Genomic DNA, 15,412 nt, shown 5'->3' on the forward strand with positions numbered 1-15,412 from the left:
GCGGCGCCGGGGGTCAGGTGCGGGTGCCGTCTGAGCCGGCCCAGAGCGCCAGGGCGAGCCAGCCGCAGCAGAACACTAGGTAGAACCCGGTGAAGATGTAGCTCAGGACCAGGCCCCAGGTGGCCAACTGGTCGCCCTCCTCGCCGCTGGTGCGTAACTGCCGCTTGGCCAGATGTCCGAGGGCGATGCCGGCGGGCGCGAAGACGAACGCGAAGACCAGCGACAGGACGGCCAGCACGTTGGTGCCACGACCGCCGCCGGGCGGTGCCGGCGGGCCGTACTGCCCGTAGGGCACCTGTGGGGCGTACGGCGGCTGCTGCCCCCACTGCTGGCCGTGCGGCGGCTGCCCCGGGTGCTCGTACGACGGCTGCCCGTAGGCCGGCTGCCCGTGGTGCGGCTGCTCACTCCACGGCTGCCCGTACTGAGGCTGCTCAGCCGACGGCGGCTCGTAGGGCGACGGTGGCTGGTCCGGTTCTGGCGGCTGGCTCACACTGCCGGACGCTACCCGCCGCACGAAGCTTTTTGGCAAGGAAGCGCCCGCTGTCAACCTCGCCGGGTTCGGCTGAGGTGTGCCGACACCCGTGCACACGGGGCCTGGAGCATCCGGCGAGTCTTGGCCCGCTCTGTACCCGTCTTCGCGGTCAGCCCGCGCACCACCATGCCGGTGATCCGCCCGGACGCGTCGGGCCCAGAGATGTCGCTGTCGGCTGCTGTCGAGCTGACCCGTTTGCGCTCTCAGCTCGACAGGGCCCAAGGCCGACATGACGGCCTTTGGGCCACCACCCGAGCGGCCGAGTTCAGCCCAGTCGAGTGAGATTGGCGGCGGCGCGCTCGATGGCCAGGCAGCGGTTCTCGACATAGTCGATGCTGGCCTCCTCGGCGATCTGGCGTGCCTGGGGAGAGACGATCCCGAGCTGCAGCCAGACGGCGGATGCGCCGATCGCCGCGGCCTGGCGGACCACGTCGACCGCCTCCTCGGCCGGGCGGAACACGTCGACCAGGTCGACCGGGTGCGGGATGTCGGCCAGTGACCGGTACACCGGCTCGCCGAACAGTTCATCAGCGGTCGGGTTGACCGGGATGATCCGCCATCCGTACCGCTGCATCTCCGCCGGCACACGATGTGCGGCCTTGCTCGGGTCGCGGGAGGCGCCGACGACGGCGATGACGGCGGAGTCGGCGAGGATCTGCTCAGCGGAACGCACCCGCCGACTGTAACCGCGCCGTGCCGGCTCCGCCCGCCAGTCGCCCACCGTGCCATGACCCACCGCGCCATGACCCACCGCCTGCCGTGCCACCGCGTCGTCGCGCGCTGACGGTTAGAGCAGGGTGAGTTGCACCGGCTCCGGCGCGGTGGGCGGCGACGCCTGGCGGTGGTCACCCCGATCGGGGCGGTGCAGGCCGTGACGGCGGGCGGCGATGCGTACCCGTGCGGCCAACTCCCGCTGGTACGGCTGCGGCAGGTAGGCGCCCGAGGCGTACAGCTCCCGGTAGCGGGGAACCAGGTGAGGGTGTTCCCGGCCCAGCCAGTGTGCGTACCATTCGCGGGCGCCGGGGCGCAGATGCAGCGGCAGTGGCGTCACGCTGGCCGCCCCGGCGGCGGCGATCGCCGCGACGGTGGAGTCGATGGACTCGTCGGAGTCGCTGAGGCCGGGCAGGATCGGCGCCATCAACACCCCCACCTCGAAACCGGCGTCGGCGAACTGGCGTACGGCCTCAAGCCGCCGCCGGGGGCTCGGAGTGCCCGGCTCGACCGACCGCCACAGCGGCTCGTCGACGAAGCCCACCGAGAATGACACGCTGACCCGAGTGACCTGGGCCGCCTGTCGCAGCAGCGGCAGGTCCCGCAGGATCAGGGTGCCCTTGGTCAGGATCGAGAACGGGTTCGCGAAGTCGCGCAGCGCCTCGATGATCGGCGGCATGAGCTGGTAACGCCCCTCGGCCCGCTGGTAGCAGTCGACGTTGGTGCCCATCGCGACGTGCGCGCCCCGCCAGCGCGGCGTGGACAACTCCCGGCGCAGCAACTCGCCCGCGTTGACCTTGACGACCACCTGCCGGTCGAAGTCCGCCCCTGCATCCAGATCGAGGTAGCTGTGCGTGTTTCGAGCGAGGCAGTAGACACAGGCGTGGCTGCATCCCCGGTAGGGGTTGACCGTCCACTCGAAGGGGACGCGGGACGTGCCGGGGACCTTGTTCAGGATCGACTTGGCCCGCACCTCGTAGAAGGTCATGCCGGCGAAGGCCGGGGTGTCGAAGGTGCGAACGATCGCGTCGGGCAGCGCCAGCGGCAGGGGTGACGCCGCCGGCGCTGCCCGACCGGGAACTCCCTCGACCGGGGGAGCGGTCAGGTTCTCCCAGCGCATGGCGCTTATTCGAACACACGTACGACAGCGGCGCAAGTGAGGCGGCGGACATCGGGCGGTGGTTCCTGCCGTGCCGGTGGAGGATGGTGGCATGGAGAGGTCGACCTTCGTCTACGACGGGGACTGCGCGTTCTGCACCCGCTGCGCTGAGTTCGTCGAGCGCCGGATCCCGACCCGTGCCCGGGTGCTGCCCTGGCAGTTCGCCGATCTCGACGAACTCGGGTTGACCGAGGCAGAGTGCGACGAGGCGGTGCAGTGGGTGGGGACCGACGGCAGTCGCGCCGCCGGCCCGGACGCCATCGCCGCCCTGCTGGCCAGCAGCGGCCGGGTCTGGCGGATCGCCGGGGCCGGGCTCCGCTTCGCGCCGGTGCGCGCCGCCGCCTGGCCCGCGTACCGCTGGGTGGCCCGCAACCGGCACCGGATGCCCGGCGGTACGGCCGCCTGCTCCCTGCCGCAGGCGGCCCGGGAGCGTCTCTACGGCCCGCCGGGCGGCTGACCGGCACGCCCGTCCTGTGCCGGCCCGCCTGGCGGCGCAGTTCAGGACGAAGGCGCCTGCTGAGGGCTCGCGGGGCGCGGGACGGAGCCGGCGTCCGGGAGCGGGGCGGTGGCCGGGGCTTCGTCCGCGACCACCGGGACCTCCTCTGGTCGGCCGTCGGCCGGGGTGACCGCTGGCGCGGCGGCCCCGGGCCTGCCGTGACCGGATCGGCGGGCCAGCAGCCCCCGCAGCGCGACCAGCGGACGGATCTTCTCCAGTGGCAGGAAACTGGTCATGGCGACCAGGTGCGGGGCGAACGAGATGGTGATGGTCGCGATGGTGACCAGGTGGAACGAGTAGAAGAAACCCACCGTGGCGAGCCGCCAGCGTTCGGGCAGCACGAAGACCAACGGGCTGAGCAACTCGAAGGCGAGGATGCCGAACTGGGCGATGAGCAGCAGGTGGGGCACCTGGGCGATCAGGTCGGCCAGTTCGGTGCCGCGTCGGATGATCGCCTTGGCCAGCACCGAGCCGGTCGCCCAGTCCAGGCCGCCGAAGCGGAACTTCGCCCAGGCGGCGAGGAAGTAGGTGCAGACCACCGCGATCTGGGTGACCCGCAAGGCCCAGCCGCCGGCCTCGCTTCTGGTCGGATCTCCGTGCCGGGCGCGACCCGCCGTCGGCAGCACGGCCAGCGCGACGAGCAGGGCGAACCGGTCGTGGTCCACCTTGCCGTAGCTCATCGCGATGATCATCCACTCGAGGTAGAGCGCGAAGACGGCCCAACCGAGCAGCCGGGGAGCGCGACCGGTGGCCGCGAGGAGGGCGAGCAGCAGCAACGCCCAGAAGATCACGCTCACCAGCGCCGGGGTGGGGGTCGGCAGCGGCAGTACGCGCCCGACGAAGAGCGGCTGGTACAGGTCCCCGGAGACGTCGACGCGGGAACGTATCCAGGGCGTGAAGATCAGCAGGTCGCCGACGATGAAGAGGTAGACCAGGGTACGGAAGGCGGCGACGCGACCGCGCGGCACCGGCTCGGTCAACCAGCGGCTCACGGAGTCACCTGCCAGCGCACCACGGTTTCGTCGAACCACCGCCCGGTGGGCCGGCGGTCGGTGATGTCGTGCCAACGGATCACGATGCGGACCTCGGTCAGCTGCGGGGCGTCCGGGTTCCGTCGGGTGTACGCCTCGGCCACCTCCCGCAGCAGGCCGGGATCGGCCGCGTAGCGCGCCTGCTGGCCCTCGATCTCGGCCCGCCGGATGCCGGTCGCACGTTCCCCGAGGTCGACCAGGTCGCCGGTGATGTCAACCCCCTCGACCCGGGTGTCCCGGGCGTCCGCGTTCGGCGGATCCGAGGTGGAGTACATCCGGAAGGGGCCGAACGGGAAGTGGTCGTCGTCGCCCCAGAGGGTGCCGGCCAGCAGGACGGCCAGGGCGAGCGCGGTGACTCCCACCCGGACCGCGCGGCCACGGCTGGTCAACGTATCCATCTCCAGACAGAAGATACGGCACCCGTGCTCGTCTGGTGGGCCGTGTCCGGAGCTGTGGCGACGGGCAGGCGCGACGACGGCCGGGCCCCGATGCGGGACCCGGCCGCCGCGGTGGTACGCGGTGTCAGTGCTTGTGCTCGGCGAGCTTCTTGCGTACGTCGTCCATGTCCAGCCCGCGGACCTGCTCGATGAGGTTCTCCAGGGCCGACTCCGGCAGCGCGCCCGGCTGAGCGAAAACGATCACACCATCGCGGATGGCCATGATCGTGGGGATCGACCGGATCTCGAACTTGGCGGCGAGTTCCTGCTGCGCCTCGGTGTCCACCTTGCCGAAGGTGATGTCGGAGTGCTTCTCGGACGAGCGCTCGTAGACCGGGGCGAACCGCTTACAGGGGCCACACCAGTCGGCCCAGAAGTCGACCAGCACGATGCCATCGCTCTCGGTCACCTGGTCGAAGTTAGCCGTGGTCAGCTCGACGGTTGCCATGCGAATCTCTCCGATCACCCGGAACATCTACGTCTGGTGGAACCCGGCCGCGAGCCATCGCATTCCCGCCCCGCTGCCCCCGAAACCCGGTTGCCTGGCCCCGTTGGGAGCTTTGTCCGCATCGATCACTGTCGGTCCTGCCGTGGCACGCAGATCGCAAATGCATGTCGCATTTGCGTAACCAGCCGTGATGGGAGCGTTTCCAGCTCAAGCGATCGCCGATCACGCTACGGGCTGGTAATTTGCGCGTTGACGAGCACCGATTCGACCTGCGGAGATCGCTTGATGGAAGATGATCAATCACTCTCCGTAATGTAACAAAAAGATAAATGTGACCTCGGTCTCTGTGCCGCTGCACTGGCGTACGGCAGAATCTTGAGACATCAGAGCGTGGGCGGCGGGTGCCGGGGAGGGCCCCGCCGCTCATTGCGTCCGGACCCGGTCGGCGGTCTTCGGCCAATCCGCGACAACCGGTTCGCGGCGGATGGGGTTCGGCTCCCGCGTCGGCGCATATGCTGACGCCGGAGGTTCCCGCCATGAGCGAGCGCTGCGAACAAGCCATCGGGCCCACCAGCGCCGGCCCCTATTCGACGACCGAGTGGGATCTGCTCACCGGCCTGCCGGGCCGGGTGATCGTGGCCGCTGCCCAGCCCGGTCCCGGACGACCCGACCGGGGGGTACGCGCCGGCGTCGCCGGGCTGGACGCGGTGGCCGCCGGTCGGGCCTTCGACAGTGACCTCGTCCGGGCCGTGGTGGCCGCGATCTACGCCCGGCACGACGATGCGCCGCTGTCCGCCGCGCGTACCGATCTCGTTGACGTGCTAGCCGCATGCCGCACGGTGGTCCGGGTGCTCGACCGGCGCGCCGATCCGGCCGACTCGGCGGCGTACCGGCAATGGGTGCAGTCGGTCGCGGCCCGGGTCTGCGGCATGGCATCGGTGGCGCTTCCGGGCGCGGGGCTGGCCCCCGTCGACCGCCGTTTCCTCGACCGGCTCGGCGCCGCGCTCGGACTCCGTTAGGTCCCGCGCTTCTCTCGGTTCCGGCGTCCGGACGGCGGGCGGTGGGGGCCCGGTGGCTGGGGCGTAACCTGCGTGACCGTGACCGGTGAGCAGCTCGACGTCGGCGTGGGACCCTGGCCCGGGGATCCGCCGGACGATCCCCGATACGACCCGGACCTGCTCGCCGAAGGCGACCGGCGCAACGTCGTCGACCGCTACCGGTACTGGCGGCGGGAGGCTGTGGTGGCCGACCTGGACCGCCGGCGGCACGACTTCCACGTGGCGATCGAGAACTGGCAGCACGATTTCAACATCGGCACGGTGGTGCGCAACGCGAACGCGTTCCTCGCCGCCGAGGTGCACATCGTCGGCCGGCGGCGCTGGAACCGGCGGGGCGCGATGGTGACCGACCGGTACCAGCACGTAAGGCACCACGAGACGATCGAGCAGTTCGCCGCCTGGGCCACGCGGGAGGCCCTGCCGCTGGTCGGGATCGACAATCTGCCCGGTTCCCGTCCGCTGGAGACCACCACGCTGCCCCGGCGGTGCGTCCTGCTCTTCGGTCAGGAGGGCCCGGGGCTGTCGGACGCCGCACGCAGCGCCTGCGACCAGCTCTTCTCCATCGCCCAGTACGGCTCCACCCGCTCCATCAACGCCGGCGTGGCGAGCGGGATCGCGATGCACGCGTGGATCCGCGCTCACGCCGGCCCGCCGCCGGACTGAGCGACCGCCCCGAACGCTGGTCCTTCCCGGCGATCCGTGCCGGACCGGAGGCGAGCGTCTCCGGCGTGGCAATGAGGCCGCTCCGCTTGACGGCTCCTCGGCCCGGGGTGACGGTGGTGTGATGAGTGTCGCGGTGAGTTGCCCCAGATGTGGTGGATCGGTGCGGTCGCCGGACCTGATGCACGGCGAGTCGCGCTGCCTCGACTGCGGGCCGGTGGCACCGCTGCACGTGCCGGAGCGCATCGGCGCCGAGATCGTGGCCAGCGTCGTCGAGCGCATCCAGGCGGACGCGGAGCGGCGGCGGGCGGTGCCGCTGTGGTGCCCATGGCCGTTGCCGCCGGGCTGGACGACGACCGGCGTGGCGTGGGCCGGCGATGACCGGCTCGGGGTCCGCGCCACCGCGATCGCCTGCGCCGGCCCGGCACCGCTCGGTGGCGGCCCCGCCGACCTGGTCTTCGTGGCCGAGGAACCGGGGGTGGGCCTGGGGGCGCGGTACGCGGGGGTGCCCGGCCCGGACGCGGGACCGGAGCTGGCCGAGGCATTGACCGAGCCCGGTCCCGGGCATCCCGGGCATGTCGGGCGGGCGGGAATCCGGGTGGCCGGCCATCCCACTCCACTGTGGTTGGTGAATTCGCTGACAGATCGAAGCGCGTACGCCGGTGAGGCTCGGGGATTGTGGCTGTATGCGATAGCCTGGCCGGCGAGTGCGGGGCATCTGCTCGCGGAGGACGTGGTGCTGCACGACCTGGTCGAGTGGACGCCGTCCGAGCTCGTGTACGGCGCACCGTCTCCGTATCTGCACGGGAGGGCTTGACAAGCTCCCCGGAATGTCGGAGAACGGACGCAGATATTCACGGTAAGACACCACGCTGATACTCTGGGTGCCGCTGCGGTAATGGGACCCGGCGCCGCGCGAGAGGATGGCCCGCCATGGTCAAGAAGGTCCTCACCTGGGCCGGAATCGCATTCTTGATCTTCTTCGTCGCCTACCGGCCAAATTCCGCCGCAGACGTGTTCAAGTCACTGGGTGGCGGCATCATGGACATCGCCCAGGGCTTCGGCGACTTCTTCACCAGCCTGGTCGCCTAGCCGCCGATGGGAAGCCCCACCGGCCCGCCTTTTGATCCCGACGACCCCGACCGGGCTCGTCGGGAGCGTGACACCGAGCCGATTCCCCGGATCGATCCCGATGACGGTCCGGGCTACGGCTCCGACCCCCGCCGCTCCGACGGCCCTGTCTTCTCCGACGACGCGGGCTACGGTGACGGCCCGGGCTACGCCGGCGAGAGCCGGTCGGGGCGCGCCTGGGTGCGGGATCCCGAGGCCGGTTACCAGCCGCCGCAGATCTCCGAGGAGGAGTTGGCGGGGCTGCGGGCCGACGCCAGTGGAATGACCCCGCGCCGGGTCCTGCCGCTGGAGGACGAACCCAGCTCGCTGGTCGCGCGTTACCTCTTCCCGACCGAGCGCTACCGGGGCGAGTGGAAGCGGCACTGGATCCACCTCACCACCCCGCTCATCGTCGGCATCGCCGCCACCTTCGTGCTCGGTTACCTCTCCGGCTTCCTCGCCGGGCAGGACGTCGGGGCGCTCACCACGATCGCGGTCCTGCTCTGGTTCGCGGTCATGGGCTGGGTGGCCTGGCGGGTCGCCGACTGGTGGTACGACCGCTTCATCCTGACCAACAAGCGGGTCATGGTGGTCAACGGGATCATCACCCGACGGGTCGCGATGATGCCCCTGACCCGGGTCACCGACATGAAGTACGAGCAGTCGCCGGCCGGCCGCGCGCTCAACTACGGCACCTTCGTGCTGGAGTCCGCCGGTCAGGAGCAGGCGCTGCGCGAGGTGAAGAACCTGCCCAACCCCAACGAGCTCTACCTGCGCGTCGTCGAAGAGATGTACGAGCCGCAGGCGGTCGAGGCGCGGCTGGGCAAGGAGCAGGACGAGGCCAAGGCCGACGACGGCGCTTGAAATCCTCCGGCCGCACGCTGGAGCTGCCGCAAACCCCTTCGCCCTCGACCCGCTTGGTCCGGCATGGCAGGCTGCCTGGACGAAACCAGGAACGGAGGTGGCGCGTGGCCGACAGCGACCCGCTGGAGGAGGAGTTCCGTGATTTCGTCACGACCCGCTCCGGCGCGCTGCTGCGGAGCGCGTACCTGCTCACCGGGGACTGGGGCACCGCGGAGGACCTCCTCCAGACCGCGTTGACCAAGACCTACCTGGCCTGGAAGCGGCTCGGCGGGATCGAGGCGATCGAGCCGTACGCCCGCCGGGTCATGGTGAACACCTCGACCAGTTGGTGGCGACGCCGCTGGCACGGCGAGCGCCCCACCGAGGTGATGCCCGAGCGGGCCGCCGCCGACGTGATCGAGCAGCAACTCGACCGGGACGTGCTCTGGCGGCACCTGCGCGCGCTGCCCGCCCGACAGCGCGCCGTGCTGGTGCTGCGCTTCTATGAGGACATGTCGGAGGCGCAGACCGCCGCCCTGCTCGACATCTCGCGGGGCACCGTCAAGAGCCAGACCTCTCGGGCACTGGCCACCCTGCGTCGGCGGATCGGCACGGAGGACGCGCTCGCACTGCCCGGCTCCGATGCCCCGCCCGCTGGCGATCCGCAGGCGGCGACCGGCCGTTCCGGCACGCGGGCGACGACCCGCCGTCCCGGCGGGCCGGTGACGACCGGCCGGTCCGGGCTGACCACGGCGCGGCGGGCCGGCGGAACGCCGCAGAGCGGGCCGGGTGACTCGCTCCTCGGCACGGCGGCCCGGGCCGAGCCGGTCGCCGTCCGGCCGGGCGGCATGGCCGGCGCGGTGCGGCCGGCGCCCGAGCCACTGCCGGCGCCAACTGGTGACCTTTCCGGCCGGTCCGGACAGCGACCGCCGGTCGTCGCGCAGCCGAGCGGTGCCCTGGCGGGAGAGCGTCGGTGAGCGCTGGTTCCGGAGACCGTGACAACCCGGAGAGGGCTCCGGGCCGTTCCTTGAACGTGGGGCAGAACGAACTGGAACGTGCTGTCCGGGAGGCGTTCGTCCGGCAGGCGGCGGCATCGCATGTCCCTGCCGGGGACCGAGCCACAGCGGTCATCCGGCGGGCGAACCGCATCCAGCATTGCCGGACCGTGGCCGGAACGAGTCTCGCCGCGATGGTGGTCGTCCTCGCCACCGCCGCGGCGATGCAACTGGGCGGGGAACGGCCGCCGACCGGGAGCACCGTGGTGATCGGCGAGCCGGACTCCGAGTCGACGGTGACCTGGGCCCCGAGCAGCCCGCCGACCGGCCCCGGCACCGGGGCCCCGCTCGCCGACGTCGACCTGGTGCTGGGCGGAACGATCGCCACCGCGCAGGGGAGACGGGTACCCCTCGTCGACACCGGCGGGATCGAGCGCGCGCACCGCCTCGCCGACGATCGTGGCTGGCTGGTCATCGGGCCACCGAGCCTGGCCGGCCGATTTCTCTGGGCGGTGGCACCGGACGGCACCGCCCGGGTGCTGCTCGGCGGCGCCGACGAGATCGTCCTGGACGAGGGGGGCCAGCAGGTCGCCTGGAAGCAGGGCACAGCGCTGGCCGCCGCCAAGGTCGTCAACAAGGAGCTGGTCGCCACCGTACGCGCGGAGGCGCCGGCCGAAGCCGTGCCGCTGCGGTTCGTCGGCGGCGCCGTCCTGGTGCGGCTCGCTCCCGACCGTCCCGGGCATGTGCTGTGGCGTCTGCAACCCGGCCCGCTCGACCCGGGCACCGACCGGGCCAGCAACCGAATTTTCGGCGCGCTGCCCGACGGACGCCTCGTTGCTGAGATCACCGAGGGCTCGCCGGAAAAGTCCTGCCTGACCGTGCTCAACCCGGCGGGCCTCACCCCGGCCGGCCGGGAATGCGGCCCGCAGCTGAGCGGCGACGGACCGGGCTCGGTCTCGCCGGACGGACGCTGGCTACTGGTCAACGGGCGGTCCGGGCGGCAGGAGGGGGCGGTACTGGTCGACTTGCGCCGGCTCGACCCGTCCGTCGATCCGGTTCCGGTCGGGCTGGCGGCGACCGGAGACGTGGTCTGGAGCAGGCCCGGCACCGCCTACTACGCCGACGCCGCCGGCCGCCTGATCCGAATGGACGTCGACCGGGTGACCGCCGGTCGCCCTGCCGAGCCGCTCGTCATTGCCGGCCTTCCCGACGGGATACGCCCGGTGGTGGTGAGCGGTGGCTGATGCCGGCCGGTAGCCTCGGGCGATGATCGCCCGGATCGACCTGCACACCCATTCCACCGCCAGTGACGGCACGCTCAGCCCAGCAGAGCTGGTCCACGCCGCCGCCGACGAAGGGCTGGACGTGGTGGCGATCACCGACCACGACACCACCGCCGGTTGGCAGCCGGCGCTGCGGGCGCTGCCGCGCGGGCTGCGGCTGGTACGGGGAGCCGAACTTTCCTGCCGCTGGTCCGGCGAACAGCCGCCGGTGCCGCTGCACCTGCTGGCGTACCTCTTCGATCCGGACTTTCCGGAACTGGCCGCCGAGCTGGCCCGGGTACGGATCGCCCGCGCGGAACGGGGCGAGCGGATCGTCGCGCTGCTGCGGGCCGACGGCATCGACGTGAGCTGGACGGAGATCCTGGCCGCAGCGGGCGGCGGAACGGTGGGCCGGCCACACATCGCCCATGCGCTGATCCAGGCCGGCCTGGTCGCCACCACCACCGAGGCATTCGGCCCGGACTGGCTGGGGGAGCGGTACCGGCTGCCCAAGGACGACATCGACGTCTTCCGGGCCGTCCGGCTGGTCCGGGCGGCCGGCGGCGTGCCGGTGTTCGCCCACCCCAGGGCCACCCGGCGTGGCCGGATCGTGCCGGACGAGCTGATCGCCGAGCTGGCGGCGGTCGGTCTGGCCGGGCTGGAGGCCGACCACGAGGACCATTCGCCCGCCGAGCGGGCGCACGTACGCGGGCTCGCCACCGAGCTGGGCCTGCTGGTCACCGGCTCGTCGGACTTTCATGGCACCCACAAGACCGTCCGGCTGGGTGCCTTCACCACCGAACCCGAGGCGTACGAGCGGATCGTCGCCGCCTCGTCCGGCGTGACCGAGGTCGCTTCCGGCTGACCGGGGTTTCGGTGCCGCCCGGCACGGCTACCGTGACCGGGTGGATCTCAAGCTCTTCGGCGGGGTCTTCGTGACCCTGCTGGTCATCATGGATCCGCCGGGCATGATGCCGATCTTCCTTGCGCTGACCGGGCCGCTGTCGGCGCGGGAGCGCAACCGGGCGGCCTGGCAGGCGGTCGCACTGGCGCTCGGTGTCATCGTGGTCTTCGCGGTGGCCGGCCAGACCCTGCTCGCCTACCTGCACGTCGATCTGCCGGCGTTGCAGGCGGCCGGCGGGCTGTTGCTGATCCTGGTCGCGTTGGAGCTGCTCACCGGCAAGACCGACGACCCGACCAAGCAGGCCACCTCCAACATCGCCCTGGTGCCGCTCGGTACGCCACTGCTGGCCGGACCCGGCGCGATCGTGGCGACGATGCTCTTCGTGCAGCAGGCCGAGGCGGTGGGGGACTACGTCGCCATCGCCGTCGCCATCGTCGCGGTGATGCTGGCGGTCTGGATCGTGTTGCGGTTCTCCGGCGGGATCGTCAGGATCCTGCGTCCCGGCGGGATCGAGGTGGTCACCCGGATCGCCGGCCTGCTGCTGGCCGCGATCGCCGTACAGCTCATTGCGGACGCGATCTTCGCCTTTGTGGCCGACTTCACCGGCGCGGGCTGACCGGTCGGCGGAAGTGTCGGAGGTGGGTGGCAGGATCATCGGCGTGCGACGAGCCTTCCCGACCGGACGACCCGCCGGTGGTCGTGCGCCCCGACCCCGCGACGCGCAGCCCGAGCAGCTCGGCTTCGAGGGCATGCCGGAGCGGCTGTTCGTCTGCACCCCGAGCAAACTCGGCGCGTACGCCGACTGTCCGCGGCGCTACCGCTACTCCTACGTCGACCGTCCGGCTCCGCCGAAGGGGCCGCCGTGGGCACACAACTCGCTCGGCGCCAGCGTGCACACCGCCCTGAAGAACTGGTACGCCCTGCCGCCCGACCGGCGTCGCCCCGAGGTGCTGCCCACGTTGCTCAAGGGCACCTGGGTGCGCGAGGGTTACCGTGACGACGAGCAGGAACGCGACGTCTACCGGCGGGCGTTGGGCTGGCTTGAGGCGTACGTCGACGGGCTCGATCCGGCCGACGAACCGGTCGGGGTGGAGCGGGTGGTGGCGGCGAAGACCGGCGTGCTGGCGTTCAACGGCCGTGCCGACCGGATCGACGCCCGGGCCGGTGCTCACGGCCCCGAGCTGGCCATCGTCGACTACAAGACCGGCCGCGCCGCGCTGGACACCGACGACGCGCGCGGCTCGCAGGCGTTGGCGCTCTACGCGTACGCGGCCGAGCGGGTGTTCCGCCGGCCCTGCCGCCGGGTCGAACTGCACCACCTGCCGAGCGGCACCGTCGCGGCGCACGAGCACACCGCCGAGTCGCTGGCGCGGCAGGTGACCCGGGCCGAGGAGACCGCTCGCGACATCATGGCGGCCGAGCGGTCGGTCGCCGACGGCGACGATCCGGATGACGCCTTCCCGACCACACCCGGGCCGCGGTGCGCCTGGTGTGACTACCGGCGGACCTGCCCGGCCGGTGCCGCCGCGCCGGGGAAGGACCCGTGGGCCGCCGTGGAACGCCCCCCGGAGCAGGGCTGAGTGCCGCCCAGTCGGGCGGCACGTTCCTTGGCTGCGCGCTGCATCGGGCCCTCCCGCCAGTCACGGGGCAGCGCGGTGAGGGCGAGCCGCAGCGCGCGTACGGTCACGTCGGCCGAGAGGGCGGTGGTGGGCAGGCCCAGCCCGCCGTACAGTCTCCGGGCCCAGGCCGGCAGGAGCGCGAGCGCGGTGCCGGCGATCCCCAGGTAGGCCCAGCGGGGTGGCCCGAGGTTGAGCCCGAGCCGGGCGGGCAGGCTGAGCCGCCAGGGCAGCGGCGGCGCGGTGAGGAACAGGGCTGTCTCGGCGGCCTCCCGGGTCATCCGCAGCTCCGGCCGGACGCGCCGGTAGTACTCTGCCACCTCTGCGGCAGTGCCGGGGACGGTCTCCGGGTCCAGCCCGACCAGGGCGGCGCTTCGCCGCTGCTCGGTGTAATACCCGTCCACCTCCGTCGCGTCCAGCGGTACGCCGGCGCGGCGCGCCGTGTCGAGGAACGACTCCACCTCGGTGACGTGGACCCAGCGCAACAGGTCCGGCTCGTCGATCCGGAACCGTTCACCGGTGGCCGGGTCGACCGCCGTCATCCTGCCGTGCAGCCGGCGGAGCCGCCGCCCGGCCTCCTCCGCCTCGCTGGAGGTGCCGAAGACCGTGGTTCCCACGTAGTTGGCCGTGCGGATCAGGCGCCCCCAGGCGTCCCGGCGGTAGTTGCTGTTCTGCGCGACCCCGGCCATCGCCCGCGGGTGCAGCGCCTGGAGGTAGAGCGACCGCAGGCCGGCGAGGAACAGGATCGGCTCCGCGTGCAGCTTCCAGGTGACCGAACCGGGACCGAACAGTCCGACGTCATGGGCATCCACCAGTCAAGCGTGCCATGCCCCGGTCGCGCGGTCAGTCGTCGCCGTCGCGCGGTCAGTCGTTGCCGTCACGCGGTCAGTCGTCGGCGTCGCGCGGTCAGTCGTTGCCGTCGCGCGGTCAGTCGTCGGCGTCGCGGCGGACCTGGCAGGCGGGACAGTGCCCCCAGAAGGTCACTTCCGCCTCGTCCACCTGAAAGCCGTGGCCGCGGCCCGGGTCGAGGCAGGGGCTGCTGCCGACGGTGCAGTCGATGTCGGCGATCTCGCCGCAGCTCCGACACACCACGTGGTGATGGTTGTCACCGACGCGGGCCTCGTAGCGGGCGGGGCTGCCGGCCGGCTCGATCCGGCGGGACAGGCCGGCGCGGGACAGCGCGCCCAGCACGTCGTAGACCGCCTGCACGGAGACGGAGTCGAGGCGCTGGCGGACCCGTCGGGTGATCTCCTCGACCTCCAGGTGGCCCCCTTCGGCCAGGACGTCGAGAACGGCGAGGCGCGGCCGGGTGACGCGCAGGCCACGCGACCGGAGCAGTTCCTCCCCGCTGTACATACGTCAATGACAGCACGGCGATCGTGACGCGACAACCAGGTGCCGGGCTCCCGGCCGGCACGGGCCCGGTTGAACCCGGCCGGTCGGTTTCGCGTGTGCACCAAGAGGGTCTGGGCGGGTGGAAGGCACCGCCGTACCCTGACGTTCCATCACCTACGCCGGAGGTCCGATGTTCGAGAAGGTGCTGGGTCTACCCGTGCACGTGCTGGTCGTACACGCGGTTGTGGTCTTCGTTCCGCTGCTGGTGCTGCTCGCCGTCGCCTACATCGCGCTGCCGCGGTTTTGGCCGCGGCTGGACTGGGCGGTGGGGATCCTGGCGGTGGTCGCGCCGGTCACCGCCTGGGTCGCCGAAGAGTCCGGCGAGGCGCTCCAGGAACGGCAGATCGCGCGGGGCTTCTCCGGCGAGATCCTGAAAAAGATCAACGAACATGCCGAGTACGGCGAGCTGCTGTTCCGCTACACGCTGGGTCTCGCCCTGGCGGTCATCCTGCTGCTGGCGGCGACCGGCAGCCACCCCCGAGCATCGAGACTGCCGCGTTGGGTGCCGCCGGTGCTGTCGGTCGCGGTGGTGGGGCTGGGCGTGCTCGCCGTCGTCTACACCTGGTTGGCCGGCCACTCGGGTGCCGAGATGGTCTGGGGCAACACCTTCGACTGAGCGCTGTCTGCGTGGTTGGCCTCCGCGTCGTCCCCGCCGCTTCCGCTTGGCGATCCGGTGGCCCCGCCACCGGCCGACCCGCAGGGGCGGTGCCGGCAGCAACGGTGCCGGCACCGCCCACTCATGGTTCGTGAGACCA

The 15,412-nt window shown here is 71.9% G+C and carries 20 protein-coding genes; 12 read left to right on the forward strand and 8 right to left on the reverse strand.

The features are described from left to right. Nucleotides 1-13: 13 nt before the first annotated feature. From Vqi01_RS30565 to Vqi01_RS04735, 3 genes are all read right to left on the reverse strand, one after another. Nucleotides 14-490, reverse strand: a complete 477-nt coding sequence (locus Vqi01_RS30565; protein WP_239098182.1) for a DUF4190 domain-containing protein — start codon at nt 488-490, stop codon at nt 14-16. Between the two features lie 307 nt (nt 491-797). Next, nucleotides 798-1,205, reverse strand: a complete 408-nt coding sequence (locus Vqi01_RS04730; protein WP_204033249.1) for a CoA-binding protein — start codon at nt 1,203-1,205, stop codon at nt 798-800. A 114-nt stretch (nt 1,206-1,319) separates the two neighbouring features. Continuing rightward, nucleotides 1,320-2,363: an Rv2578c family radical SAM protein gene (locus Vqi01_RS04735; RefSeq protein WP_204033251.1), complete on the reverse strand. Its 1,044-nt coding sequence runs from the start codon at nt 2,361-2,363 to the stop codon at nt 1,320-1,322. A 91-nt stretch (nt 2,364-2,454) separates the two neighbouring features. On the opposite strand from Vqi01_RS04735, the gene Vqi01_RS04740 reads away from it, so the two are divergent. Beyond that, complete coding sequence (locus tag Vqi01_RS04740; protein WP_204033252.1) at nt 2,455-2,859, forward strand: thiol-disulfide oxidoreductase DCC family protein; 405 nt, start codon at nt 2,455-2,457, stop codon at nt 2,857-2,859. A 41-nt stretch (nt 2,860-2,900) separates the two neighbouring features. On the opposite strand, the gene Vqi01_RS04745 is transcribed toward Vqi01_RS04740, so the two are convergent. From Vqi01_RS04745 to trxA, 3 genes are all read right to left on the reverse strand, one after another. Continuing rightward, nucleotides 2,901-3,890, reverse strand: coding sequence for an HTTM domain-containing protein (locus Vqi01_RS04745; protein WP_204033253.1), 990 nt, complete (start codon nt 3,888-3,890; stop codon nt 2,901-2,903). After that, nucleotides 3,887-4,327, reverse strand: coding sequence for a hypothetical protein (locus Vqi01_RS04750; protein ID WP_204033254.1), 441 nt, complete (start codon nt 4,325-4,327; stop codon nt 3,887-3,889). Before Vqi01_RS04750 ends, Vqi01_RS04745 begins: the two co-directional genes overlap by 4 nt. Before the next feature lie 124 nt (nt 4,328-4,451). Next, on the reverse strand, nt 4,452-4,814 hold the full coding sequence (gene trxA, locus Vqi01_RS04755; protein ID WP_204033255.1) for a thioredoxin: 363 nt from the start codon (nt 4,812-4,814) through the stop codon (nt 4,452-4,454). Nucleotides 4,815-5,350: 536 nt separating this feature from the next. On the opposite strand from trxA, the gene Vqi01_RS04760 reads away from it, so the two are divergent. From Vqi01_RS04760 to Vqi01_RS04805, 10 genes are all read left to right on the forward strand, one after another. Beyond that, nucleotides 5,351-5,833 (forward strand): hypothetical protein, encoded by a 483-nt coding sequence (locus Vqi01_RS04760; RefSeq protein WP_239098183.1) that lies wholly within the window; start codon nt 5,351-5,353, stop codon nt 5,831-5,833. A gap of 78 nt (nt 5,834-5,911) precedes the next feature. Then, a complete protein-coding gene (locus Vqi01_RS04765; protein ID WP_204033258.1) occupies nt 5,912-6,535 on the forward strand; it encodes a TrmH family RNA methyltransferase in 624 nt (207 codons plus the stop codon). A gap of 121 nt (nt 6,536-6,656) precedes the next feature. Further along, entirely contained in the window at nt 6,657-7,349 is a 693-nt protein-coding gene (locus Vqi01_RS04770) for a DUF6758 family protein (protein ID WP_307825016.1), read from the forward strand. A gap of 116 nt (nt 7,350-7,465) precedes the next feature. Beyond that, nucleotides 7,466-7,624 (forward strand): hypothetical protein, encoded by a 159-nt coding sequence (locus tag Vqi01_RS04775; RefSeq protein WP_007455302.1) that lies wholly within the window; start codon nt 7,466-7,468, stop codon nt 7,622-7,624. A 6-nt stretch (nt 7,625-7,630) separates the two neighbouring features. After that, entirely contained in the window at nt 7,631-8,506 is an 876-nt protein-coding gene (locus tag Vqi01_RS04780; protein ID WP_204033259.1) for a PH domain-containing protein, read from the forward strand. Between the two features lie 104 nt (nt 8,507-8,610). Continuing rightward, nucleotides 8,611-9,462: a SigE family RNA polymerase sigma factor gene (locus tag Vqi01_RS04785; protein WP_204033260.1), complete on the forward strand. Its 852-nt coding sequence runs from the start codon at nt 8,611-8,613 to the stop codon at nt 9,460-9,462. A gap of 188 nt (nt 9,463-9,650) precedes the next feature. Continuing rightward, nucleotides 9,651-10,724, forward strand: a complete 1,074-nt coding sequence (locus Vqi01_RS04790) for a hypothetical protein (protein ID WP_204033261.1) — start codon at nt 9,651-9,653, stop codon at nt 10,722-10,724. Nucleotides 10,725-10,746: 22 nt separating this feature from the next. Next, nucleotides 10,747-11,607 (forward strand): PHP domain-containing protein, encoded by an 861-nt coding sequence (locus tag Vqi01_RS04795; protein WP_204033263.1) that lies wholly within the window; start codon nt 10,747-10,749, stop codon nt 11,605-11,607. A 40-nt stretch (nt 11,608-11,647) separates the two neighbouring features. Beyond that, nucleotides 11,648-12,262: a MarC family protein gene (locus Vqi01_RS04800; protein ID WP_204033264.1), complete on the forward strand. Its 615-nt coding sequence runs from the start codon at nt 11,648-11,650 to the stop codon at nt 12,260-12,262. Between the two features lie 43 nt (nt 12,263-12,305). Beyond that, the gene (locus Vqi01_RS04805) at nt 12,306-13,226 is read left to right on the forward strand and encodes a RecB family exonuclease (RefSeq protein ID WP_204033265.1); all 921 of its coding nucleotides are present in this window, start codon (nt 12,306-12,308) and stop codon (nt 13,224-13,226) included. Here the strand turns inward: Vqi01_RS04805 and Vqi01_RS04810 are convergent. Both Vqi01_RS04810 and Vqi01_RS04815 read right to left on the reverse strand, forming a co-directional pair. Next, a complete protein-coding gene (locus tag Vqi01_RS04810) occupies nt 13,142-14,074 on the reverse strand; it encodes an oxygenase MpaB family protein (RefSeq protein ID WP_239098184.1) in 933 nt (310 codons plus the stop codon). The genes Vqi01_RS04805 and Vqi01_RS04810 overlap by 85 nt on opposite strands. 115 nt (nt 14,075-14,189) lie before the next feature. Continuing rightward, the gene (locus tag Vqi01_RS04815; RefSeq protein WP_204033266.1) at nt 14,190-14,618 is read right to left on the reverse strand and encodes a Fur family transcriptional regulator; all 429 of its coding nucleotides are present in this window, start codon (nt 14,616-14,618) and stop codon (nt 14,190-14,192) included. Nucleotides 14,619-14,787: 169 nt separating this feature from the next. Between Vqi01_RS04815 and Vqi01_RS04820 the strand changes: the two genes are divergently transcribed. Further along, a complete protein-coding gene (locus Vqi01_RS04820) occupies nt 14,788-15,273 on the forward strand; it encodes a DUF2231 domain-containing protein (protein WP_204033267.1) in 486 nt (161 codons plus the stop codon). Nucleotides 15,274-15,412 lie beyond the last annotated feature (139 nt).

Source organism: Micromonospora qiuiae (genome assembly GCF_016863555.1).
Taxonomy (GTDB): Bacteria; Actinomycetota; Actinomycetes; order Mycobacteriales; family Micromonosporaceae; genus Micromonospora; species Micromonospora qiuiae.

Excerpts from the sequence above, each read along its gene's own strand:
- Vqi01_RS04750 (WP_204033254.1), bottom strand. The coding sequence starts at position 4,327 with ATGGATACGTTGACCAGCCGTGGCCGCGCGGTCCGGGTGGGAGTCACC.
- trxA (WP_204033255.1), bottom strand. The coding sequence starts at position 4,814 with ATGGCAACCGTCGAGCTGACCACGGCTAACTTCGACCAGGTGACCGAG.
- Vqi01_RS04770 (WP_307825016.1), top strand. The coding sequence starts at position 6,657 with ATGAGTGTCGCGGTGAGTTGCCCCAGATGTGGTGGATCGGTGCGGTCG.
- Vqi01_RS04760 (WP_239098183.1), top strand. The coding sequence starts at position 5,351 with ATGAGCGAGCGCTGCGAACAAGCCATCGGGCCCACCAGCGCCGGCCCC.
- Vqi01_RS04815 (WP_204033266.1), bottom strand. The coding sequence starts at position 14,618 with ATGTACAGCGGGGAGGAACTGCTCCGGTCGCGTGGCCTGCGCGTCACC.
- Vqi01_RS04735 (WP_204033251.1), bottom strand. The coding sequence starts at position 2,363 with ATGCGCTGGGAGAACCTGACCGCTCCCCCGGTCGAGGGAGTTCCCGGT.
- Vqi01_RS04780 (WP_204033259.1), top strand. The coding sequence starts at position 7,631 with ATGGGAAGCCCCACCGGCCCGCCTTTTGATCCCGACGACCCCGACCGG.
- Vqi01_RS04795 (WP_204033263.1), top strand. The coding sequence starts at position 10,747 with ATGATCGCCCGGATCGACCTGCACACCCATTCCACCGCCAGTGACGGC.
- Vqi01_RS04775 (WP_007455302.1), top strand. The coding sequence starts at position 7,466 with ATGGTCAAGAAGGTCCTCACCTGGGCCGGAATCGCATTCTTGATCTTC.
- Vqi01_RS04820 (WP_204033267.1), top strand. The coding sequence starts at position 14,788 with ATGTTCGAGAAGGTGCTGGGTCTACCCGTGCACGTGCTGGTCGTACAC.
- Vqi01_RS04740 (WP_204033252.1), top strand. The coding sequence starts at position 2,455 with ATGGAGAGGTCGACCTTCGTCTACGACGGGGACTGCGCGTTCTGCACC.